Annotated in this window: 20 protein-coding genes and 1 pseudogene; all 21 read left to right on the top strand. The window is 65.4% G+C overall.

The window, feature by feature from the left end; genetic code table 11:
• The first annotated feature begins 2 nt into the window (after positions 1-2).
• Positions 3-776, top strand: a complete 774-nt coding sequence (locus K9U15_RS01350; protein ID WP_096227533.1) for a nucleotide exchange factor GrpE — start codon at positions 3-5, stop codon at positions 774-776.
• Between the two features lie 71 nt (positions 777-847).
• On the top strand, positions 848-1,813 hold the full coding sequence (locus tag K9U15_RS01345; RefSeq protein WP_087190707.1) for a DnaJ C-terminal domain-containing protein: 966 nt from the start codon (positions 848-850) through the stop codon (positions 1,811-1,813).
• Positions 1,810-2,202, top strand: coding sequence for a helix-turn-helix transcriptional regulator (locus K9U15_RS01340; RefSeq protein WP_015539357.1), 393 nt, complete (start codon positions 1,810-1,812; stop codon positions 2,200-2,202). The genes K9U15_RS01345 and K9U15_RS01340 overlap by 4 nt, the downstream gene beginning before the upstream one ends.
• Positions 2,203-2,254: 52 nt before the next feature.
• Positions 2,255-4,915: an ATP-dependent chaperone ClpB gene (gene clpB, locus K9U15_RS01335; protein WP_096227534.1), complete on the top strand. Its 2,661-nt coding sequence runs from the start codon at positions 2,255-2,257 to the stop codon at positions 4,913-4,915.
• A 251-nt stretch (positions 4,916-5,166) separates the two neighbouring features.
• Positions 5,167-5,571, top strand: coding sequence for a zinc ribbon domain-containing protein (locus K9U15_RS01330; protein WP_301155465.1), 405 nt, complete (start codon positions 5,167-5,169; stop codon positions 5,569-5,571).
• Between the two features lie 25 nt (positions 5,572-5,596).
• Positions 5,597-6,364, top strand: a complete 768-nt coding sequence (locus K9U15_RS01325) for a protein kinase (RefSeq protein ID WP_096227536.1) — start codon at positions 5,597-5,599, stop codon at positions 6,362-6,364.
• Between the two features lie 111 nt (positions 6,365-6,475).
• On the top strand, positions 6,476-6,613 hold the full coding sequence (locus K9U15_RS01320) for a hypothetical protein (protein WP_167380492.1): 138 nt from the start codon (positions 6,476-6,478) through the stop codon (positions 6,611-6,613).
• Positions 6,614-6,663: 50 nt separating this feature from the next.
• Positions 6,664-8,202: a TrkH family potassium uptake protein gene (locus K9U15_RS01315; protein ID WP_096227537.1), complete on the top strand. Its 1,539-nt coding sequence runs from the start codon at positions 6,664-6,666 to the stop codon at positions 8,200-8,202.
• Positions 8,202-8,903, top strand: coding sequence for a hydrolase (locus tag K9U15_RS01310; RefSeq protein ID WP_301154489.1), 702 nt, complete (start codon positions 8,202-8,204; stop codon positions 8,901-8,903). The genes K9U15_RS01315 and K9U15_RS01310 overlap by 1 nt, the downstream gene beginning before the upstream one ends.
• Before the next feature lie 16 nt (positions 8,904-8,919).
• A complete protein-coding gene (gene rsgA / locus K9U15_RS01305) occupies positions 8,920-9,924 on the top strand; it encodes a ribosome small subunit-dependent GTPase A (RefSeq protein WP_301154488.1) in 1,005 nt (334 codons plus the stop codon).
• Between the two features lie 434 nt (positions 9,925-10,358).
• Positions 10,359-10,934, top strand: a complete 576-nt coding sequence (locus K9U15_RS01300; protein ID WP_087190714.1) for a QueT transporter family protein — start codon at positions 10,359-10,361, stop codon at positions 10,932-10,934.
• Between the two features lie 261 nt (positions 10,935-11,195).
• The gene (locus K9U15_RS01295) at positions 11,196-12,494 is read left to right on the top strand and encodes a glycosyltransferase family 2 protein (RefSeq protein ID WP_087190715.1); all 1,299 of its coding nucleotides are present in this window, start codon (positions 11,196-11,198) and stop codon (positions 12,492-12,494) included.
• Positions 12,495-12,778: 284 nt separating this feature from the next.
• Positions 12,779-13,699 carry a sulfite exporter TauE/SafE family protein gene (locus K9U15_RS01290; protein ID WP_096227541.1) on the top strand — a complete coding sequence of 307 codons (921 nt, stop codon included), beginning with the start codon at positions 12,779-12,781 and terminating at the stop codon, positions 13,697-13,699.
• A 78-nt stretch (positions 13,700-13,777) separates the two neighbouring features.
• Positions 13,778-15,088, top strand: coding sequence for a histidine kinase (locus tag K9U15_RS01285; RefSeq protein ID WP_096228624.1), 1,311 nt, complete (start codon positions 13,778-13,780; stop codon positions 15,086-15,088).
• A 312-nt stretch (positions 15,089-15,400) separates the two neighbouring features.
• On the top strand, positions 15,401-15,631 hold the full coding sequence (locus K9U15_RS01280; protein ID WP_123649807.1) for a hypothetical protein: 231 nt from the start codon (positions 15,401-15,403) through the stop codon (positions 15,629-15,631).
• Positions 15,632-15,807: 176 nt separating this feature from the next.
• Positions 15,808-16,770 carry a LysR family transcriptional regulator gene (locus K9U15_RS01275; RefSeq protein WP_087190717.1) on the top strand — a complete coding sequence of 321 codons (963 nt, stop codon included), beginning with the start codon at positions 15,808-15,810 and terminating at the stop codon, positions 16,768-16,770.
• A gap of 406 nt (positions 16,771-17,176) precedes the next feature.
• Entirely contained in the window at positions 17,177-18,559 is a 1,383-nt protein-coding gene (locus tag K9U15_RS01270; protein ID WP_096227542.1) for an MFS transporter, read from the top strand.
• Positions 18,560-18,620: 61 nt separating this feature from the next.
• A complete protein-coding gene (locus K9U15_RS01265; protein ID WP_096227543.1) occupies positions 18,621-21,029 on the top strand; it encodes a molybdopterin-dependent oxidoreductase in 2,409 nt (802 codons plus the stop codon).
• 43 nt (positions 21,030-21,072) lie between these two features.
• Entirely contained in the window at positions 21,073-21,405 is a 333-nt protein-coding gene (locus tag K9U15_RS01260) for a hypothetical protein (RefSeq protein ID WP_087190720.1), read from the top strand.
• Between the two features lie 129 nt (positions 21,406-21,534).
• Positions 21,535-21,813, top strand: coding sequence for a hypothetical protein (locus tag K9U15_RS01255; RefSeq protein ID WP_161959431.1), 279 nt, complete (start codon positions 21,535-21,537; stop codon positions 21,811-21,813).
• Between the two features lie 32 nt (positions 21,814-21,845).
• Positions 21,846-22,355 (top strand): annotated as a pseudogene (locus K9U15_RS14485) (BadF/BadG/BcrA/BcrD ATPase family protein); the annotation flags it as partial.
• Positions 22,356-22,358: the final 3 nt, after the last annotated feature.

Here is a 22,358-nt window from a genome sequence, read left to right as displayed (position 1 = left end):
CCATGGCCAAGCCGAGCACACCCCCGTCCGGGCGCCCGGCGCAGGGCGCTGGCAGGAACATCCCCATCGAGGACACGCGCGGGGCGGCCGGGGATTCCCAGCCCTCCGCGAACCAGGCCGACGCGGTCACCGGCTCTGCTGCCCCCTCCCCAGAGCCCGGTGCCACCGCCGCGTCGTCCGACCCGAAGGGATCGGCCGCCGGCAGCGATGCCGACCGTATCGTCGCAGAGGCCGAGGCGGCCCTGGAAGGCGAGCCTGCAGAGGCCGCGCCCACTGACAGCGAGCAGGTGGCTGCCGCGAAGGCCGAGGCCCAGGAGTGGCAGGACAAGTTCCTGCGGCTGCACGCCGAATGGGACACGTACCGCCGTCGTACGACGGAGCAGCGCGAGGTCGAGAAGGCCCGCGCGACCGAGAAGCTGGTGTCGAGCCTGCTTCCCGTGCTGGACGACTTCGAGCGCACCATCGATTACGCGACGAAGAACGGCGAGCAGGGGCTGCTGGACGGTGTGAGCGCCGTGCACACGAAGATGGTCGACGTGCTGAAGAAGGACGGCGTGGAGGTCATCGACCCGCAGGGCGAGGCATTCGACGCGCTCGAGGCTCAGGCCGTCGCCACGGTGGACGACGCGAACGTGCCCGACGAGACGGTGGCCGAGGTCTATCAGAAAGGTTACAAGATGGGATCGAAAGTCTTGCGACCAGCGATGGTGACCGTGACCAGCGGCGGCCCGAAACGCGAGAAAGCGCCTGACGAGGGCACAAAAGACAAGAAATAGCGGCAGGTGGAAGCGGGCGGATTCAAGGCCCGCTTCTGCTTGATACGAGATAGAACGAAAGGTGGTGGAGCATGGCAGCGACTCCCGACTACTATAAAACGCTCGGCGTTGCGCGCAACGCCACGGCTGACGAGATAAAGAAGGCGTTCCGCAAGCTCGCGCGCAAGCACCACCCCGACACGGGCGGCGACGAGGCGAAGTTCAAGGAGCTCAACGAAGCGTACGAGGTGCTGTCCGACGACAAGAAGCGCAAGTTGTACGACCAGTACGGGACCGCGAACGAGAACCAGATCCCGCATGGCTGGGGCGGTGGCGGCAACGTGAACGTCGAGGACATCTTCGGCGGAGCCGGAGCCGGCGCCGGCGGGTTCGGCAGCTGGGCCGACATCCTTGAGAGCATCCGCCACGGCGACGGCGCCTTCGGAAGCGATTGGGACTTCGGCGACCTGTCCGGCTTCGGCGGCGGCGCGCGCCAGCCACGGCCCCGCAAGGGCCAGGACATGAACGTGACGCTGAACGTGTCGTTCGACGAGGCGTTCAAGGGCGCAGAAAAGCTCGTGACCGTGCGCGTGCCCGGACGGGCCGACAAGGAAACGCTCACGGTGAAGATACCGGCCGGCGCTGTGGATGGCGGCCGCCTGCGCTTCAAGGGCAAGGGCGGTCCCGGCGAGAACGGCGGCGCGGCGGGCGACCTGCTGATCACGACGAAGATCGACGAGCACCCCTACTACTCTCGGAAGGGGGCCGACGTGGAGGTGAACGTGCCCGTGACCGTGGCCGAGGCGGCGCTGGGCGCCAGCGTCGTCGTGCCCGCACCCGACGGCACGAAGGTGCGCGTCCGCGTGCCCGCCGGCACGCAGGATGAGACGGTGCTCAACATCAAGGGCAAGGGCGCCCCGCGCGTGAAGGGCGAGGGCACCGGTGACCTGAAGGTGAAGATAGACGTGCAGGTGCCGAAGGCCATGAACGACGGCCAGAAGAAGGCCATGGAGGACTTCCTTGCGGCAACCACGGACGACGTGAGGAGCTGGCAATGACCGACCGTACCGACCGCAACCGCCCGCTCTACATGATAAGCGTGGCCGCCCAGCTTGCCGGCGTGCATCCGCAGACGTTGCGCACCTACGAGCAGAAGGGCCTCGTCACGCCGCAGCGCACGAGCGGCAACACGCGCATGTACTCGCAGGCCGACATCGAGCGGCTGGAGCTCATCAACGAGCTCACCGGCGAGGGCATCAACCTGGCCGGCGTCATCCGCATCCTGGACTTGCAGGGGCGGCTGGACGAGCGCGACAACGAGCTGGACGACCTGCACAAACGCGTGCGCCGATTGGCCGATCGCGTGCACGAGCTGGAAACGCGCGAGAGCGTGAACTCGCTCGTGCGGGCATCCGACATGCCCACGGCGCTGCGGCGCCTTCCCTGACCTTGCATTCTCGGCTTTTGCCATTGGACGAAAGCGAAGGAGGAACGAACCTATGAACATGGGCAACCTGAACAAACTGGCCCTGACCGCCCAGGAGGCGTTGCAGCAGACCATCACCATCGCCTCCGAGAACGAAGCATCCCAAGCAGAGCCCATCCACATGTTGAAGGCCCTGCTCGAATCGAAGGAGAACAACCTTTCGGCCATCATCAAGCGCATCGGCGCCGAGCCGTTCCAGCTGCTGGCCAACGTGGACGACGAGATCCTGCGCATGCCGAAGGTGAGCGCGAGCGGTCCCATGATGATGAGCGGCGTGCCGGGCCCGGCGCTCATGGGGCTCATCGACAGCGCCGTGAAGATAGCCGAGAAGCTGGGCGACAGCTACGCCACGAGCGAACATCTGCTCATCGCGCTGGCCGAGGAAAAGGGCGCCGCCGGTAAGATACTCAACGCCGCCGGCATCACGCGCAAGACCATCGAGGCGGCCTACGAGGAGCTGCGCGGCGACACCCGCGTGACCGACCAGCAGAACAAGGTGCAGTTCGAGGCGCTGGAGCAGTATGGACAGAACCTCACCCAGCAGGCCCGCGAGGGCAAGCTGGACCCGGTCATCGGCCGCGCCGAGGAGATCCGCCGCACCATCCAGGTGCTGTCACGCCGCACGAAGAACAACCCCGTGCTCATCGGCGAGCCCGGCACCGGCAAGACGGCCATCGTGGAGGGCCTGGCCCAGCGCATCGTCGACGGCGACGTGCCCTCCTCGCTGAAGGACCGCGACATCATCGCCCTTGACCTGCCGGCGATGCTGGCCGGCGCTAAATACCGCGGCGAGTTCGAGGACCGCCTGAAGGCCGTGCTGCGCGAGGTGAAGCAGAGCGAGGGGCAGATCATCCTGTTCATCGATGAGCTGCACACCATCGTGGGCGCCGGTTCCACCGGCGACAGCTCCATGGACGCCGGCAACATGCTCAAGCCTGCGCTCGCCCGCGGCGAGCTGCACGCCATCGGCGCCACGACGCTCGACGAGTACCGCAAGTACATCGAGAAGGACGCCGCGCTGGAGCGCCGCTTCCAGCCGGTGTTGGTCACGGAGCCCACGGTGGAGGACACCATTGCCATCCTGCGCGGCCTGAAGGAGAAGTACGAGATTCACCACGGCGTGCGCATCACCGACAGCGCCATCGTGGCCGCGGCCGAGCTCTCGAACCGCTACATCTCCGATCGCTTCCTGCCCGACAAGGCCATCGACCTCATGGACGAGGCCGCCAGCCGTCTGCGCATCGAGATCGACTCCATGCCCGAGGAGGTTGACGCCGCCGACCGCAAGCTCACCCAGATGCAGATCGAGGAGCAGGCGCTCATGAAGGAGACCGACGAGGCCTCCAAGGAGCGCCTGGAGGTGCTGCGCCGCGACATCGCCGCCGCCCAGGAGGACCTCGACAAGCGCAAGGCCGAGTGGCAGAACGAGAAGGATGCCATCGTGAACGTGCAGGAGCTCAAGAGCGAGCTCGAGGGCGCCCAGCTCGAAGAGGAGCGCGCCACGCGCGAGGGCGACTTGGTGAAGGCGTCCGAGATCCGCTATGCCCGCATCCCCGACCTGCAGCGCCGCCTGCACGACGCCGAAGAGGCGTTGAATGTGAAGCAGCAGGACGGCGCCATCTTGAAGGAGGAGGTGTCCGACGACGAGATAGCCGAGGTCGTGTCCACGTGGACGGGCATCCCCGTGCAGAAGATGATGCAGGGCGAGATGGCGAAGCTCGTTGACCTGGAGGAGAAGCTGCACGAGCGCGTGGTGGGCCAGGACGAGGCCGTGTCCTCGGTGGCCGGCGCCATCCGCCGCAACCGCGCCGGGCTCTCCGACCCCGATCGCCCCATCGGCTCCTTCCTGTTCCTGGGACCCACCGGCGTGGGCAAGACGGAGCTGGCGAAGGCGCTGGCCGAGTACCTGTTCGACAGCGAGCGCGCCATGGTGCGCATCGATATGTCCGAGTACATGGAGAAGTTCAGCGTGCAGCGCCTCATCGGCGCGCCTCCGGGCTACGTGGGCTACGACGAGGGCGGCCAGCTGACCGAGGCCGTGCGCCGCAAGCCGTATTCCGTGGTGCTGTTGGACGAGATCGAGAAGGCGCACCCGGACGTGTTCAACATCCTGCTGCAGGTGCTCGACGACGGCCGCCTGACCGACGGCCAGGGCCGCGTGGTGAGTTTCAAGAACGCCATCATCATTATGACGTCGAACGTGGGCTCGCAGTTCATCCGCGAGTTCGCCGAGCACGGCGACGAGAAGGCCATGAAGCAGGCCATCGACGGGGCCCTGCGCGCCACGTTCCGCCCCGAGTTCATCAACCGCATCGACGACGTGGTGGTGTTCAACGCACTGAACATGACGAACATCGAGCCCATCGTGGACCTGCAGCTGGAAGAGGTGCGCGACCGCCTGGCCGACCGCCGCGTCACGCTCGACGTGACCCCTGCGGCCATGGAGCACCTGTCCATCGACGGCTACGACCCCATCTTCGGCGCGCGTCCCCTGAAGCGCCTCATCCAGCGTGAGATCGTGGACCGTATTGCCCAGAAGGTGGTGGAGGGCCAGCTGCGCGACCGCAGCCACGTGCTCATCGACATCGATGCCGACGGCAACTACGAGTGCACCGTCGAGGCCCCGCTGGAGCTCGATGCCACCGCTTTGGACGACCTGCTGTTGGAGAAGTAGCCGTTGTCCGCTTAGGAGCCTCGTGTCCCAGCGGTGAGCGAAAAAGACTTGAAACGACCCGTCCGCCAGCTGCGCGGCGGGTCGTTTTGCGTCTTGCGACGTTTGTGCGGTTTTTCGGGAGCGGTGCGGCCCGGCGCCATCCTTTACCTCGATTTGATCTTCGTGCTGCACGGTTCTGCTACCGTGGTCCCAACGTTTGCAACGATTCTCGCCGCGCCGAGGTGCGGGGCGACCTTCGAAAGGCGGCATTCATGGGCATGTTCTCGTTCAGCAGCAAGAAGAAGCGCAAGTACGGCCAGGGCGGCAGCACCCAGTACCAGCAGAAGGGCTTCCTGTCCGGTCTGGGCTTCGGCTCGTTCAGCAGCTCCGACCGTCGCAAGGCGGCTTACCGCCAACAGGAGTACGGCCAGCATCCGGCGCAGGTGCAGGCGCACCAGCAGCCTGGCCCGATGGGCGGCATGCCGACGGCCGTCGCGCCCATGGCCGCCCCCGCCGCCGGCACGGCTTGCGCGCAGTGCGGCACGGCCATCCCGGCCGGGTCCAAATTCTGCCTCCAGTGCGGTGCGAAGGTGAACCAGGGCGGTTTCTGCGCCTCGTGCGGATCGCAACTGCCGCCGGGCGCGAAGTTCTGTCCCTCCTGCGGCATGCCGCGGTAGCGCCGCGCGCGCCGGGAGGCCTCCCGTGTCCCGCGTTGCCGAGCACCTCGTGGCGTTGCCGTACCGGCGCTTCTGCGGGCGCACGGTGCAGGGCTACCGCATAGGAAGGCTGACGGGCATCGGCGGCTCGGGCGCCGTGTTCGACGCCGTCGGTCCCGGCGGCGCCCCGGCGGCGCTGAAGCTCCTGCGTCCCCTTCGCCCTGCCTACGACCTCGCCTCCGTGTGGCGCGAGGTGGCGCCGCTCTCCCGCGTTGACCATCCAGCCGTGCCGGCGTGGCGCGGCATCGTGCGCGCAGGATGCGCCTACTTCATCGTGCTTGAGCGCATGCCGGGCGACTCGCTCGCCACCTGGCTGTTCGAACGACACCATGCGTTCGGAGCCGTAGAAGTCGCGGGCATGGGCGCGCAACTGGCCGACGCGCTCATCGCCCTCCACGAGGCCGGCGCGGCTCACGGCGACCTGCGCCCGGCAAACATCCTGTACGATGGAGAGCGGGTCTCGCTCGTCGACTTCGGTCTTAGCCGGCTCGTGGAGGAAGGTGCGGAGGCGTTCGCTGCCGCCTGCGCCGCGGACATCGCCGGTTTCGCCGATCTTGTGCTTTACCTGCGGTACTCGTCATTCGACTCCTCGCGTCAGGGAGGCTCCTGGCGTGACGAGCTGCCGCTTGCTCCTGATCAGCGGTGCTTTCTCGAGGAGGCGTTCGCCGGTGCGGATGCACCGGGCACCGCCCTTTCCGCCCGCGAGGCCCGCGCCCGCTTTCTCGGCGCATTCGCGTCCCGGTGTTTCACGTGAAACACCGGGACGGCTTTCCCGAGTAGACGAACGAGAAGCGCCGCATCAACGTTTAGCGGTGTTGGCACGTGAGGCGTATCGCGCGCGGGGCTTTTGTACTAGAATACCGGCATGCGCACTTCGAAGCAGAGCATACGGCAGGCTATCACCACCCCGCTGATCGGGTTCGGCGTCGTGTTGCTGGCGCTCGCGTGCTTCCTGCTGCTGCTATGGACGCTCATCATCGTGGTGAGGGTTGTGCTGGGATGACGACGGACAACCAGGCTGCACCGTGCGCCGGCCTTCGGAGGGGATAGGCCATGTGGCAGCGGTTCTCCCTCTACGACATACGTGTCATCGGGCACTATCTGGGCGTGCTCGTCCTGTTCTCCACCATTGCGCTGCTCGTGCCGCTGGCCACGGCCATCGCGTGCGGCGAGTGGGAACCGGCCTCGCACTACCTGCTGACCATCGGCATCTCGCTAATCCTGGGCTCGGGCCTGCGCTTCCTGCGCATTGAGCCCGGTCGGCTCGGCCGCCAGCAGGCGCTGGCCGTGACCGGCTTCGCGTGGATCGTGCTTGCGTTTGTGGCGAGCATACCGCTGTACCTCTCCGGCCATTTTGCCAGCTACCTCGACGCGTTGTTCGACGGCGTGTCGGGTATCACCACCACGGGCGCCAGCATCATCCTCGATCTCGACCATCTTTCGAATGCCGACAACATGTGGCGTTTCATGATGCACCTTTTAGGAGGATTCGGCCTGATCGTGGTGGCGCTGTCGTTCGGGTTGTTCGGCAAGCGCTCGGGTGCGAGCCTGTACTCGTCGGAGGGGCGCAGCGAGCACGTCGTGCCCAACGTGGTGCAAACGTCGCAGTTCATCGCCAAGATCGGCATGGGGTTCATCATTGTTGCCACGGCTATACTCTCCCTTATGTGCCTGTTCGTCGGTATGGAACCGCTGCGCGCCGTCCTGCAATCGCTCTGGCTGTCCATATCCGGCTTCACGACAGGCGGCTTCGCTCCTATGAGCCAGAGCATCATGTACTACCACTCGTTCCCCATCGAGGTGGTGCTCATGATGCTCATGCTGCTGGGCTCCGTCAACTTCGTGCTGCACTCCGAGATATGGAAAGGCCACGTGGCCGTGTTCTTCCGAGATCTGGAGATACGCACCATGGTACTGTGGCTTGCCGTGATGACGTGCGTGTTCGCGGCCTCGCTGTCCGCCAGCCTGAACTTCTCCGACCTACCGGCCATGCTGAGGCGCGGCGGGTTCATGGTCATCTCGGCATTCTCCACCACCGGCTTTCAGAACATCACCACGAACCAGCTCACCGGCGCGCTGTCGTCGGGCGCGTTCCTCGTGGTGGCCCTGCTCATGGCCGTGGGCGGCAGCGGAGGGTCCACGTCGGGCGGCGTGAAGTTCAGCCGCGTGGGCATCATAGCGAAATCCATCGTGGCCACCATCAAGGAGGCGCTCGCGCCTGACTCCGCGCGTGTGGTGGTGTCGTACAACCACGTGGGCCGTCGCATGGTGACGCCCGAGGTGGTGAAGGAGGCCATGACGGTGTTCACGCTGTACGTGCTCACCTACGTCATCGGCGCGCTCGTGGGCATCTCGCACGGGTACGAGGCCACGCAGGCCATTTTCGAGTCGGTGGCCATGGCATCGAACGGCGGCGTGTCTTCGGGGCTGGCCGCGCCTGGCATGCCGGCCACGCTGGAGGTGTTCTATATCGTGCAGATGTGGGCCGGCCGTCTGGAGTTCGTGACGCTGCTCGCGCTGATCGTGGAGATATTCGTGTCGTTCAAGCCGCGCCGGCGCGCGCCGCAGATACGGACAGGCGAGGTGCTGTGATGCGGGCGACCGACCAGGCAAGGGAGCGCGCCTGCGGGGCGCGGAGCGCCGAAGGCGAGGGGGCTTGCGGTTGCCGTGCGCCTCACGGCCGTGAGGCAGGTTTCTTCTACGGTGAAGCCCTTGGGTGGCTGCGCCGCGCCCTTGCCGCGCTCGTGCTGGCTGGGGCGCTGACGACGACGCTCGTGCCAGGCTCGGCGTTCGCGGACGACGACGAGAACCTGGTGAACCCCCAGCAGCGTCCCGACAGCTCGTTCATCTACGACACCTCCATCGCGGCGCTCGGCAACGCCGATGCATACTACGACAACCAGACCGTGCAGGTGGTGGGCGAGGCCATCGGGGACAGCATCCGCGAGGGCTTTGACAACCGCCACCGGTGGATCACGCTCGCCGCCAACGAGAAGGACTCCACCGCAACGGTGTCGGTGCTGATGACCGTCGAGCAGGCGGCGAAGATAGACACGTTTGGCAAGTACGGCACCACCGGCACGAAGCTGCAGGTGCGCGGTACGTTCCACCTGGTTTGCACCGAGCACGAGGGACTCACCGATCTGCACGCCGACATCGTGACCGTGGTGGATAAGGGCAAGCACCATGAAGACGAGTTCGACGTGAATGCGTTCGTTCCCGGCGCCATTGCCACAGCGTTGGGGCTCGCGCTCATGGGCGTGTTCTACTATCTGCGCGAACGGCAGCGCTAGGGCAAGGAGGGTACGTTTGCAGAAGGGCCAGGTTGTCAAGCTGGATCGCGGGTATCCGCTCGTGCGGACGGACGGGGGGCGGCTCGTGCGCTGCGAGCACGCCATGGCGCTTGTGAAGGGCGAGCAGGTGCGCGCCGTCATCGGCGACTGGGTGGAGGTGACGGTCCCCGCGGGCCACGACAAGGGCATCATCGAGGCCATCCTGCCTCGTACGCGCGCGTTCGTGCGCAAGGACCCCACGGAGCGGGCGCTGCCCCAGGTGCTGGCTGCGAACTTCGACCGCGTGTTCGTGGCGCAGCCGCTCTCCGATATGAATTTCAAGCGGCTCGAACGCGAGCTCGTGCTGGCCTACGAGACGGGCGCCGCCGTGACCGTGGTGCTCACAAAGGCCGACCTCGCCGAAAGCGAGGATGCCGTGCGCACCGTGCGCGACCACGTGCGCGAGCTGGCAGGGCCCGCTGCGGAGACGGTGGTGGTGTCGGCGGCGGAGCCGGCAAGCGTGGAGGCCGTGCGTGCCCTCGTGCCTTCCGGCACGACGGCCGTCTTCATCGGCAAGAGCGGCGTGGGGAAGTCGAGCCTGGTGAACCTGCTGGTTGGTCATGAGGTGCAGGAGACGGCCGAAGTGCGCGAGGGCGACGGCAAAGGCCGCCATACCACGGTGAGCCGCGAGATGATCCCCGTGCCGGGCGGCGGCTTCGTGGTGGACATGCCCGGCGTGAGGGGCTTGGGCCTCTGGGATGCCGATGCGGGCATCGAGGCCGCGTTCGCCGACGTCGAGCAGCTGGCCGAGCAGTGCCGCTTCCGCGACTGCCGCCATCAGGACGAGCCCGGCTGCGCCGTGCGCGCCGCCGTTGACTCGGGCGAGCTAAGCGAGGCCCGCTTCGCCTCCTACCAGGGCCTGCGCCAGGAGACTGCCCAGGTGAAGGAGCGCCGCGAGGAAGCCCGACGCCTGCGCGGCGAGAAAGCCTCCACCAGCGGCAAGCGCCGCCCACCCAAATCCCGCAAGGGAAAGAGGGGCTAGCGCCCGTTGCCGCCTCTGCGAAAGACCCTCCTATATTTTTCTCGGGGCAGCCTGTTCGTCAAAGAAGATCGTGCGGAATGCTCCGACCAGTTGGGAGCCCAGCTTAGATGAGTGCCCCTCTTTATCATCCAAAAACATCGAAGGTCGATGCGGCTTCGCCCGACCGCGTATGACCTGCGAAAACCCGCACAGCCACGCTTCGCACGCACCCGATCCTCTTTATCGTTCTCAATCATCCTGGATGTCGAAGAGCTTGCGTAACCATGGCAGCGGCTTCTTGATCAAGGTTTCTGCTATACTTCGCTGCGGCGGTTCGGCTGTGCGTTGCGCACGGCGGGGGCGCTCCGCGTTTGCATCGTTGGGCCCTGCACTCGCGGTTTACCCGTTGCCCAAAGCCCGCGGCCGATAGGTCGTGTGGAGACAAGGAGAAACCCATGAACAAGGGAAGATCGTCGTACGTCGCCCAGGCGGGCATGATCGCGGCCGTGTACGCCGCCGCCACGCTCGTCGCGTTGCTGCTTTTGCAGGGGTTGGCATGGGGGCCGGTCCAGTTCCGCATATCGGAGGCGGTGTGCGTGCTGGCCGTGCTCACGCCGGCGGCCGTGCCGGGGCTCACGGTGGGCTGCATCGTGGCGAACCTTATCGCGCTGGCCGTGAACGGAACGGGGGCGCTCGGCTTGCTGGACGTGGTGTTCGGCAGCCTGGCCACGTTCCTGGGCGCGCTGTGGTGTTGGAAGATGCGCGAGCGTCCGAAGCTCGCGCTGCTCGGGCCGGTGATCGCGAACGCGGTGATCGTGCCCGCATACCTGCCGCTCTTGCTGCAGGGCTTGGGCTTCTACACCATCCCGTTCACGAGCATCGCGTTGGACGGCGCCTACGTGCCCATGTACCTGTTCGGCTTGGTAGCCACCGGTATCGGCGAGGCGCTGGTCATGTACGTGCTGGGTTTGCCGCTGCTTTCGGCGCTCAAGCGCTTCCGTGTGGTGAAGCAGCCGGCGAAGGCGTCGTAGGCGTACCTCCCCCGATCGTGCCTCTCCGGGCCGCTTTCGCCCTCGGTGCCCGGATGGGCGTATCGGCGGCGCCGGCGGCCGCTCCACAGGCGGCGCGCCTTTCCGAGCATGCACTGGCCGGGATGGTGCGTTCGCGTCCCCCTTCGCAAATTCGGTGTAATCAAAAGGGTGCAGGGCCAAAGCGCGGGCCGCGCGGTACAATAGATCAGTTTTGAGGGCGGTCGAAGGGGACCGTCGGCTCGCCGATTTCAAAGGAAGCGCATGAACCCGGTTATCGTCATACCGACCTTCGTCTCTGCCCGTCGCCGCAAGGAAGGCGGCGGCGTTTTGACCACCTACGACCACGCCACGCCCATCTCGGCCCCGGGCGAGCTGCCGCGCCTGCTGCACTCGCTGCAAAAGGTGCGCGGCATCGGTCAGATCGTGGTGCTGGTGGTGAGCGAGCCGTCCATCGAGAACCAGGCGGCCGAGAAGGTGCAGACGCAGGTATCGCAGTACCCTTCTCTCAACGTGGCCGTGGTGGGAGCGCCCGAGCTCGCGCTCATCCAGCAGCGCATGGAGCAGCTGGGCCTGGGCAAGCTTCAGAAGGAGATCGGCCTGTCCGGCTACGGCGCCATCCGCAACCTGGGTCTCGTGGTGGCGAACACGCTCGGCTTCGACTCGGTGGTCTTCCTGGACGACGACGAGGTGGTGGACGACGCCGATTTCCTGCAGAAAGCCATGTACGGCCTGGGCAAGCTCACGAAGAAGGGCATCCCCATCCTGGCCAAGACGGGCTTCTACTTCAACTCCGAGGGCACGTACCTCTCGAAGAGCCAGGACAAGTGGTACAACCACTTCTGGCAGCAGGGCAAGGCGTTCAACAAGATGATGACGAAGGCCATGCGCGGCCCGCGCCTGTCGCGCTCGAACCACGTGTGCGGCGGCTGCCTGGCGCTGCACAAAGAGGCATTCAAGCGCCTGTCGTTCGACCCGTGGATCGCGCGCGGCGAGGATCTGGATTACATGCTGGACCTGCGCATGTACGGATCGGACATCTGGCTGGACAACCAGTGGAGCCTGCGCCACCTGCCGCCCGAGACCGAGAGCGAGGGCACGCGCTTCCGCCAGGATATCTTCCGCTGGCTCTACGAGTTCCGCAAGATGGAGTACAGCCGCACGCAGATCGACCTCTTGCAGGTGAAGCCCTCCTCGCTCGAGCCGTATCCGGGGCCGTTCCTGGAGCCCGGCATCACGCGACGCATCCGCCTGACGGCGTTTTTGCGCAGCCTGGCGCGTCCCGACAAGAAGGCCTATCGCCGCGCCGCGAAGGCTGCGACGGGAGAGGCCACCACGTACGCGCAGCGCAACTGCTCGAAGTACTTCGAGTTCCAGTTCGTCTGGCCCGAGCTCATGGCGCGCATGGAGAACGACCAGATCCTGCGCACGGCGCTCATCCAGTCGGCCGCGCAACGACAGCTGGGTGTGGACTCCCCGCGCCAAGCGGCGGCAGTGGCTGCTCAGGCGGCTGGCATCGACCCCGGCGTGACGAGCGAGATCCGCCTCAACATCGCCGAGTAGCGCTCGAGCTGCCGGAAGCGCGGCGGGTGCCGGACCATCGCCGGTCGGGCAACCGCCAGAGCGGCTTGCTGCAAGCCGAGCGCGTGCGGCGACCTGCCTGCGCGTAGGTTCAGCAAGCTGCCGCATCCTCCGGGGCCGCCCGTCGGCGACGCGGCGGCAACGTTGGGCAACGCATGCCTGACGCTTGCGGAATTGACGCGCCTTTAACGTGCGTGCAGTGCCGTTTCCGTTAAACTGGGTCGCGGACATATCGTTGATCGGGGAAGGGACTGGCAGGCGCGCCCATGGACATCTTCACTTCGCTCGTGATACCCGCCCTTGTGGGCATCGGAATCGGTATTCTCTCGGGCATGCTGGGAATCGGCGGCGGCACGGTTCTCGTGCCGATATTCCGCCTGGCGTTCGGCATGAGCCCCATAATGTCCACGGCCACGTCGCTTTTCACCATCATCCCCACCTCCGTTTCGGGAGCCGTGTCGCACGTGCGGCATAAGACGTGCGTGCCGTCCCTCGGCCTGGCGGCCGGTCTGGGCGGTGCCTGCACCTCGCCCATCGGCGTGTGGCTTGCCACCATATCCCCGGCCTGGATGGTCATGCTGGCGGCTGCGCTCATCATCGGCTACTCGGCGGTGAACATGCTGCGTAAGGCGTGGAAGATGAAGCCCGCCCGCTCCGCGGCGCCCGCGCAGGCGGAGCCTGCGGGCGAGACCCCCGCGGAGGCCGCCGTGGAGCAGGCGGGCGACGCCGCGGCGAACGACGACGTGGAGCCGGATGTGCCGGCCGGCTCGTCGGAGATCGCTGCGGACACGGGCAAGTCGTTCCCCAAGCTCTCGCGCAAGCAGCTGGCCATCGGCGCCGCCATCGGCCTGGGCGCCGGCCTGGCGTCCGGGTACGTGGGCGTGGGAGGCGGGTTCATCATGGTGCCGCTCATGCTGTCGCTCGTGGGCATCTCCATGAAGCAGGCGTCGGGCACGTCGCTCATCGCCGTCATGCTGCTGGCCATACCGGGCACCATCGAGCAGGGGCTGCTCGGCAATATCGACTATATGGCCGGCATCGCGGTGGCTGTGGGCTCCATCCCCGGCGCCGTGGTCGGTGCCCGCCTCGTGCGTCTCGTGCCCGAGCGCACGCTGCGCTTCATCTTCGGCGGCTTCCTCATCGTGGCCGCAGTCGTGCTCGTGCTGAACGAGGTGGGGGTGCTCTGACAAACGGGCGTGCATTGCACGCCGGATGCTGGTAGGATGGTGCCTTCAGACACGACGAGGAGGTTCGCCTTGCAGCAGGTGCAACAGGAAACGACGGAGAAGACCGCCCTGCCCCGTTTCTTCACGCTCGAGATGTTCATGTTCACCGTAGCGGTGCTGTCGGGCCTCGTGCTCATCTGGTCGTCCGTGTCGCCGTACCGCAGCATCGCCGTGCTCATCGTGGCAGGCATCGTGTTCACCCTCTCGCTCGTCATCGTCATCCGGCTGCTCATGGATCCCGATTCCGTGCGCGCGCGCCAGTCCGATGCCATGCTGCGCCTGGCCAGCCAGACGCTCGACTGCATGAAGGAGGGGATGACCAGCGAAGCTGCACAGCGCATCTGCCAGCTGCTGCTGCCCTCGACGGCGGCCATTGCCGTGGCAGTGACCGACAAGGACCATATCCTGGGCTACGCCGGCTACGAGGAGGCCGACAACCCCTCCGGCAGCGTTATCCGCACGCACGCAACCCATGCCACGCTCTCCGATGGGCGCGGTCGTATCTTGTTCACACCAGAGGAGATCGGCTTCCCGTCCGGCTCGTCCACCATCCAGGCCGCCATCATCGTCCCGTTGGTGGTGGGCCGCACGGTGGAGGGCACGCTGAAGTTCTATTACCGCCGAGCTCGTCATATCTCCGAGACGCAGAAGTCCATCGCCGAGGGTTTCGGCCAGCTTTTGTCCACCCAGATGGCGGCTTCGGCGTTGGAGGAGCAGACGAAGCTGGCCACCAGCATGGAGCTGAAGGCGCTGCAGAGCCAGATCAACCCGCATTTCCTGTTCAACACCATCAACACCATCGCCTCGCTCATCCGCACGAACCCCGAGAAGGCGCGCATCCTGCTGCGCGAGTTCGCCGTGTTCTACCGCCGCACGTTGGAAGACTCCACCGACCTCATCTTGTTCGCGCGCGAGATAGAGCAGACGAAGCGCTACTTTACGTTCGAGATCGCGCGTTTCGGCGAGGACCGGGTAGCCATGGAAGTGGACATCGAGCCGGACGTCGACGACATGATGGTGCCGCCCTTCCTCATCCAGCCGCTCGTGGAGAACGCCGTGCGCCATGCCATGCCGTCGGAAGGCAAGCTCACCATCAGCGTGACGGGCCAGGTGAAAGGCGACGACGTTATCGTGTGCGTGGCGGACGACGGCGTGGGCATGACCGAGGAAGCGCGCCTGAACATCCTGCACCCCGAATCGTCCACCGGATGCGGCATCGCCGTGAAGAACGTCCATGACCGCATCTGCGGCTACTTCGGCTCCGACACCCACATGGAAGTGGAGAGCGAGCTGGGCGTGGGAACGAAGGTCACGCTCGTGCTGATAGGCGGCGCAAAGCGCGAGTACTGAGGCGCGGCGGCGGACGGGCAGGGGCATCCCCCTTTCCCCTTTGGCGATCGCAAGCAAAGATGCGCGCCGAAATCTCGTTTTCATGGCAGGATTCTCAACCTTCGTCGACGGGGGGGGCGGCCGCAAGATCCGCCCGATTCTGCCATCGCAGTCCAAATTCCTTTCCAGCACCGTGCTATCCTGCTCCACCGTCGCAACGAACGGTTGGGGGGAGTGGGATCGTTCGTTGTTTGTCCCCTTGTCGGCATTTTTCTATAGTGAAAACGTCGAACGACGTTCCTCGCATCTACGCGAGGGGGAAAGGGGACTGCCATGTGCTTCAGACCACCTGATACGACCTCGGGACCGCTAATCTGCCCGGCCTGCGGGAAGAAGATCGTGTCGCCTAACTTCCGACCGGTGACCTGCCCGTTCTGCAAGGAGCCGCTGCCGCCGGCCGACGAGCCTGCGGCGCCTGCCATGCCGGGGCAGAAGATGCCTGCCACGCCGGGCGCGCCCACGGCGCCCAAGCCTTCGGGGCCGCCCTCCGCTCCCCAAGCGTAACCGCACGTCGGATGCGCAGAAGCGGCTCTCCCGGCCAACGGGCGTTATCTTGACGCCGCTTCTCAGGAAATTGCCGGTGCGACGAACCTCGGGTAGACTGGGGAGGCTATCCGGGGCCGTCGCGTTTGAGCGCTGCACACATACGTTTCAGGGGAAGACGAGAAGGTGTGGTCGCAATGCATATCGAGTACCTGTACTATTTCAAGGATTTCTCGCGCACGCTATCGATCTCCAAGACGGCCGCCCACTACTTCATGACGCCGCAAGGGCTGAGCCGGGCCCTGCACCAGTTGGAGAAAGACTTCGGCGTCACGCTCATGACCTACCAGAACAACCTGATATCGCTCACGCCTGCCGGCGAGGAGCTCAGCCGCCGCATCGACGCCATCGTGGAGCTGTACGACGAGGCGAAGGGATCGCTCACCGAGTACAAGCTGGCCGACATGGCGCCGTCGAAGGGCCTCGTGCGCATCACGGTGACATCCTGCGTGTCCCAGTACCTCATCTCGCTGCTGAACCTGCAGCGGCCGGGCCAGTTCCCGTTCGAGGTGAAGCTCAACGAGTCGAACCTCTACCGCATTGTGCCGCATATCCTGTCGCGCGACCAGGAGGAGTCGTTCGGCATCATATCGCTGCCCATGACGGAGAAGTACCGCAGCTACGTGGACGAGCTCGTGGAGGACGGAGGCATGGTGTACGAGCCGCTGTTCACGTCGCCGCTCGTGGCGATGGTGTCGTCGTTCTCGCCGTTGGCCCGGCGCGACGCGGTACGACCGCGCGACGTGGATCCTTACCCGGTGGCACGCTACAAGGACACCGTGCTGGGCGATGCGCTCGACGACTACATCCTCGAGGACAACGTGAAGACGGTCACGAACGCAGGAGCCATCATCTTCGTGCAGATCATGGAGCACCAGGCCGTTGGCTTCGCACCGAAGCTGGTCGAGGGCCTGCGCACGCTGCCGGACCGCGTGGTGACCAAGCCCACCGAGGGCTTCTTCAGCACGGAGTTCGGGCTGCTCTCCACGCCGGAGAACCGTTCCCGGGAACACGTGGACGCCGTGATCCGCTACATAAGGAAGACGGTTGCCGAGAAGAACCTGCAGCCGCGTTACCTGGACACCTACGAGCTGGTGTAGCGCGGAAGGGTTGTGCCGAAAGCCCGAAACGCAGGTTCGCCATGGAGGCTGTCCCGTAGGGCAAGGGAAGAGCCTCTGCCCTTGCCACAGCCTGCTGGGCGACCTCTGTTGAGCGGCAAGGGCAGAGCTCCTGCCCTACGGATAGACTTTGCAGGAAATCCTGCCAGAGACCTCGTTTACCGAGGTCATAGCGTTTTATGCTCCGGTACAAGCACCCTGCCAATTCGTTTAACCGTTGCAACGATCCATTGATCGACCGCCGCCGGGCCGCCGCGTATCTTGGGTGGCACAAGGTTTGACGCGGATTGAGCGGGGAAGGGGGAAGGCGCGCATCCGCTCCGATTCGGCCGCACCGCCAGCGCGGTGAGGCAAAGGGGAGATCCAATTCTTTAAGGAGGTTGATCGTATGGCAGATGCCGTCGCCGCCGGAGGATCCGCACCGCCCGCGGCCAAGGGGAGCGAGCGTGGCGGGCAGGACGGGCGCGTTTCGGTCGCCGATCGCATGAACCGCATTCCGACCTCGCCGCATACGGCGCTTATCATCTTCTTCGTGCTCATGGGCTGGTTCGCCGAGACCATCGACCTGGGAGGCACCAGCTTTCTGATGCCGGCCATTCGCGAATACTTCGGCATGGACGCCACGACGGGCGGGTATTACTCGTCCATCTGCTTCCTCGGCATGTTCTTCGGCGCCATCGCCGCCGGCCGCATAGCCGACAAGGTGGGCCGCAAGAAGACCATCGTTGCCTCGATGCTCATCTGGGGCGTCGCCGGGTTCGCGCTCGTGTTCTCGCCCAACGTCTACTACCTGTTCGCCATGCGCTTCGTGCTGGGCCTGGGTCTGGGGGCGCAGTTCCCGGTGGCCTTGAGCTACCTGAGCGAGATCGTGTCGGGCAAGGACCGTCCAAAGTTCATGACGCTCTACCAGCTTATGACGCCGGTCGGGTTCGCCGTGGCGGGCGTGCTCACCGTGCTCATCCTGCCGCACTTCGACTGGCGCGGCGTGTACCTGGCCGAGGCGCTGCCGGCGTTCTTCGTCATCGGCATCATCAAGACCTGCCCCGAGTCGCCGCTGTGGCTGGAGGCGAAGGGACGCTACGAGGAGGCCGATGCCATCTGCACGAAGTTCGAGCAGGAGGCTATCGCGCGGCACAAGGAGCTGCCGCCCGTCGAGGTCATCGTGCGCTCCGATGTGAAAATGTCGTTCAAAGACCTGTTCAAGTCAAAGTACCTGAAGGTCACCGTGCTGTGCTTCTTCGTGTGGTTCATCTCCATGTTCAGCGACTACGGCCTGACCACGTGGCTCACCACCATCCTCATCGAGAAGGGCTTCGACGTGGTGCAATCCACCGGGTTCGTGACCATCGGCATATTGGGCGGGATCCCGGCATGGTTCTTCGCCAGCTGGTCGGCCAAGAAGTTCGGACGTAAGAAGACGTTCCTCATCGCAGGCTTGTGCACGTCCATCTTCGGCATCGCCTACGGCGCGTCCACCACGCTCGTCATGCTCATCGTCACGGGCATCCTCTACCAGTTCGGCAAGTACCTGAACGCCATGATGATGGCGCTCTACACGCCCGAGCTGTACGAGACGGCCATCCGCACGACGGGCAACGGCCTGGCTACCTCGTGGGGGCGCATGGGCTCCATCGTCGGCCCCATCGTGCTTGCCGGCGTCATGACCAGCTTCGGGGTGTACGTGACCATGTACATCGCCGCCGCCATGGTCATCATTCCCGGCCTGCTCGTGTTCCTGTTCGGGCCCGAGACGAAGGACAAGAAGTTCTAGCTCGCTTGTCCGGGAAAGCGGACGAGCGTGAAGAGACAAGAGAAACGATACGGAGGTAATCATGGAGAAGAAAGTCAGGACCGTCTGTTTCGACTGCCATTCCAAGTGCGGCGTCATCCTCACGGTCAACGACAACGACGAGATCGTGCGCGTGGAGGGCGATAAGAACAATCCGGTGAACGACGGCATCCTGTGCGTCAAGGCGTTCTCGGCCCAGGAGATCCACGCGCATCCCGACCGCCTCAAGTACCCCCTGAAGCGCGCCGGCAAGCGCGGCGAGGGCAAGTGGGAGCGCATTACCTGGGACGAGGCGCTCGACATCATCGAGAAGAAGATCCGCGAGACCATCGAGGAGTACGGCCCGCAGTCGGTCATCATCTCGCAGGGCACGGGCCGTGGCTCGAACCACTTCCTCGACCGCCTGAACAACACGTGGAACGGCGGCGGCAAGGTGTGGCCGACGCACGTGTGCTTGCTGCCGAACCTGGCCCAGACGCACGTGACCTACGGGCGCATGTTCCATCCGCACGAGGCGTGCGACTACCGCAACGCCGGCTCCATCGTCATGTGGGGCACGAACCCCATCCGCTCGCGCCAGTACAGCGGCCTGCGCATCATGGACGCGAAGCGCAACGGCTCGCGCGTCGTGGTGGTGGACCCCGTGTTCCGCGACATCGCCGCGAAGGCCGATCTTTGGGTGCCCGTGCGCCCTGGCACCGACGGCGCGCTGGCGCTGGGACTCACGAACCTTATGTTCCAGAGCGGCAAGTTCCTGGCCGCCGAGGAGATGCTTACCACGTGGACGAACGCCCCGTTCCTCGTGGACAACGAGGCCCGCATGATGATGCGCGAGTCCGACCTGGTTGAAGGCGGGTCCGACGAGCACTACGTGGTGTGGGACAAGACCGCCGGCGCCCCGGCTATCTGGCGTCCCGAGACCGAGGACTTCGACCGCGCGGGCGTGAAGCCCTCGCTCATGGGCGCCTTCGAGGTCACGCTCAAGGACGGCAGCACCAAGATGTGCAAGACCGGCCTCGAGACGTACAAGGACGAGGTGGCCGCCTGGACGCCCGAGAAGGTGTCGGCCGTCACGTGGGCCCCGGTGGAGAAGATCCTGGAGATGTTCGACATCATCACGAACCCGACTGATGACAAGCCCTCGCTGCTCACCGCGTACCTGGGTGCCTGCATGATGACGTCGAACGCGCTGCAGTCCGGCCGCGCCATCACCATCCTGCAGCTGCTGCTGAACCCGCCGCTGGACGACAAGGGCGGCATCTACTTCAACACGTTCTGGGAGTTCATGCTCGACCCGAAGATCACGGCCTACGACCGCGTGCCTCCGAAGCTGCGCCTGGGTTATGACAAGTATCCCATGTACACCCAAGTGTACGGCAACGCTAACATCCCGAACGACGTGTGGGACGCCATGCTCACCGGCCAGCCTTGGCCCGTGAAGGTCATGATCTCGGTGGCGAACGACCCGCTGGGCTGCTTCGAGAACGCCACGAAGATCCACGAGGCGCTCATGTCCGACGTGCTGGAGCTCAACGTGAACATGGACTACTTCATGACGCCGGGCGCCGAGCTGGCCGACATCGTGCTGCCGGCCGCGCACTGGTCCGAGCGCGTGGGCAACTTCGACGAGGAGCTGTATCCCGAGCCGTGCCCGTTCAATATCCCGCAGAAGGCCGTGAAGGCCCCCGGCGAGGCGTGGGACGACTGGGACTTCATGCGCAACCTGGGCAAGCGCTTCGACCCGGAGCTGTGGCCGTGGGAGAGCTCCGAGGAGATGCAGCTGTGGCGTCTGAACGAGTTCCATCTGATCCCCAACGGCAAGGAGCCTATCACCGACTACGAGGTGGCGGCGAAGCAGGGATACTTCATCGAGTACGGCGGCGAGAGCCGCACGACGCGGCAGCATGAGAAGGGCCTCGTGAAGTTCCAGACGCCCACGATGCGCATCGAGGTGTACTCCGAGCAGATGCCGTCCTATGGCTACGACTCGCCGCTGCCCAGCTACAACGAGCCGTTCGAGAGCCCGTACTCCACGCCCGAGCTGTACAAGGAATACGACCTGTGCCTGACCACGGGCGCGCGCGACTACGCCTTCTACCACTCCGCGTGGACGAACATCGCCCACCAGCGCATCCTGGAGCCGTGGCCCTACATCGAGCTGAACGAGGAGGATGCCCGCGAGCGCCAGATCTCCGAGGGAGAGTGGCTGTGGGTGGAGAGCCTGCGCGGCAAGATCAAGGCGAAGGCCCGCATCTCCAAGGGCGTCATCAAGGGAGCGGTGAGCATGTGCCGCCCGAACTACAAGCACGCCTGCAAGGAGCTGAACCTGCCCGGCTTCGACTGGGACCAGGCCAACCCGAACGTGCTGACCACGGCGGAAGGCTCCGACCCCGGTTTCGGCGCTGCCCCCATGCGCAGCAGCCTGTGCAAGATCAGCAAGTTCAGCGAATAGCCTGACTTCATGAGAAAACCGACGATGACGAAGGGAAGAAACCATGGCTAAGAAGATTGGCGTGCTCGTTGAGCTCGATTACTGCGTGGGCTGCTCCGCTTGCCAGCTCGCGTGTCAGGACTACTACCAGCTGCCCGTGACGGAGACGTACATGCGCTGTTTCCTGGGCAAGCCCGATGTGGTGGACGGGCGCCACGAGATGTTCATGTCGCCGTACGCCTACCGCCTGGACAAGTGTGCTAACTGCCTGGAGAAGGAGGAGGGCAACGCACCGTGCGCGGCCATCTGCATCTCGAAGGCGCTGCACGTGGGCGAGCTCGAGGAGATGAAGCAGCTAGCCGACCAGACCGACGGGCATTTGGCGCTGTACCGGTAGCGCCATGCTCTCGGCGGTGGCCGACCGCATCCCCCCGCGGGCGGCCACCGTTGCTTTCGTTGCCGGCACGGCGTTGCTGTCGTGCCGGCAACCGTTCGTTCTCGGAGGATGCCAAGGAGATGGTTGATTATGACGTTCGCGTGCACCGATTGCTCGCGTTGCGGCAAGTGCTACGACAAGCATGGCGTGTGCGCCGCATGCGGCGGTGCGATCAACCTGCTCGACGACGCGTGCCCGGCCTGTGGAGAGCCCATCACCGACGCCATGCGCGAGCGTGCCAAGCAGGCGTACCTGGAGCAGAAGAAAGCGGAGCACGCGCGCATCTTGGAATTGGCGGCTGCCGCGAAGGCACGGCGGGAGGAGCGCCCCGCACCGGTGTACCCGTGGGACGAGCCGGCGCAGCCGTAGCGTGCGGCGCCCGAGAGGGGAGGGAGGCGGACATGCTGCACGCCGGCGTGGACATAGGCTCGAAGACCGTGAAGCTCGTCGTGCTCGATGACGACAGGGAGCTGCTCTACGACTCGTACGAGCGCCATCTGTCGAACGTGAGGGAGACGCTTGGCTACACGCTTGCGCGGGCGCGGATGCGCTTCCCGGAAGAGCGGATGACGATAGGCGTCACGGGGTCGGCAGGCATGCAGTTCGCCGACCTGCTGGACCTGCCGTTCGCCCAGGAGGTCGTCGCCGCGCGCACGGCCGTCGAGCGGCGCATCCCTCAGGTGGATGTGGCTATCGAGATAGGCGGGGAGGACTCGAAGATCCTGTTCCTCACCGGCGGGGAGGAACTGCGCATGAACAGCACCTGCGCAGGAGGCACCGGCGGCTTCATCGACACCATCGCCGGTATGCTGGACATGAACGCGGAGGCGTTGAACTACTGCGCGCATGGCTGTCGCACCGTCCACGCCATCGCCTCGCGCTGCGCCGTGTTCGCGCAGATGGACGTTCGCCCC

The organism is Gordonibacter sp. RACS_AR68, assembly GCF_030418485.1.
Taxonomy (GTDB): Bacteria; Actinomycetota; Coriobacteriia; order Coriobacteriales; family Eggerthellaceae; genus Gordonibacter; species Gordonibacter urolithinfaciens.
The sequence above is the reverse complement of the archived record's forward strand: the minus strand, read 5'-3'. Positions and strand labels throughout refer to the sequence as shown.

Excerpts from the sequence above, each read along its gene's own strand:
- K9U15_RS01275 (WP_087190717.1), top strand. The coding sequence starts at position 15,808 with ATGCATATCGAGTACCTGTACTATTTCAAGGATTTCTCGCGCACGCTA.
- K9U15_RS01315 (WP_096227537.1), top strand. The coding sequence starts at position 6,664 with ATGTGGCAGCGGTTCTCCCTCTACGACATACGTGTCATCGGGCACTAT.
- K9U15_RS01300 (WP_087190714.1), top strand. The coding sequence starts at position 10,359 with ATGAACAAGGGAAGATCGTCGTACGTCGCCCAGGCGGGCATGATCGCG.
- K9U15_RS01260 (WP_087190720.1), top strand. The coding sequence starts at position 21,073 with ATGGCTAAGAAGATTGGCGTGCTCGTTGAGCTCGATTACTGCGTGGGC.
- K9U15_RS01270 (WP_096227542.1), top strand. The coding sequence starts at position 17,177 with ATGGCAGATGCCGTCGCCGCCGGAGGATCCGCACCGCCCGCGGCCAAG.
- K9U15_RS01350 (WP_096227533.1), top strand. The coding sequence starts at position 3 with ATGGCCAAGCCGAGCACACCCCCGTCCGGGCGCCCGGCGCAGGGCGCT.
- K9U15_RS01255 (WP_161959431.1), top strand. The coding sequence starts at position 21,535 with ATGACGTTCGCGTGCACCGATTGCTCGCGTTGCGGCAAGTGCTACGAC.
- K9U15_RS01295 (WP_087190715.1), top strand. The coding sequence starts at position 11,196 with ATGAACCCGGTTATCGTCATACCGACCTTCGTCTCTGCCCGTCGCCGC.
- K9U15_RS01265 (WP_096227543.1), top strand. The coding sequence starts at position 18,621 with ATGGAGAAGAAAGTCAGGACCGTCTGTTTCGACTGCCATTCCAAGTGC.
- K9U15_RS01320 (WP_167380492.1), top strand. The coding sequence starts at position 6,476 with ATGCGCACTTCGAAGCAGAGCATACGGCAGGCTATCACCACCCCGCTG.
- K9U15_RS01340 (WP_015539357.1), top strand. The coding sequence starts at position 1,810 with ATGACCGACCGTACCGACCGCAACCGCCCGCTCTACATGATAAGCGTG.
- clpB (WP_096227534.1), top strand. The coding sequence starts at position 2,255 with ATGAACATGGGCAACCTGAACAAACTGGCCCTGACCGCCCAGGAGGCG.
- K9U15_RS01310 (WP_301154489.1), top strand. The coding sequence starts at position 8,202 with ATGCGGGCGACCGACCAGGCAAGGGAGCGCGCCTGCGGGGCGCGGAGC.
- K9U15_RS01290 (WP_096227541.1), top strand. The coding sequence starts at position 12,779 with ATGGACATCTTCACTTCGCTCGTGATACCCGCCCTTGTGGGCATCGGA.
- K9U15_RS01280 (WP_123649807.1), top strand. The coding sequence starts at position 15,401 with ATGTGCTTCAGACCACCTGATACGACCTCGGGACCGCTAATCTGCCCG.
- K9U15_RS01330 (WP_301155465.1), top strand. The coding sequence starts at position 5,167 with ATGGGCATGTTCTCGTTCAGCAGCAAGAAGAAGCGCAAGTACGGCCAG.
- K9U15_RS01345 (WP_087190707.1), top strand. The coding sequence starts at position 848 with ATGGCAGCGACTCCCGACTACTATAAAACGCTCGGCGTTGCGCGCAAC.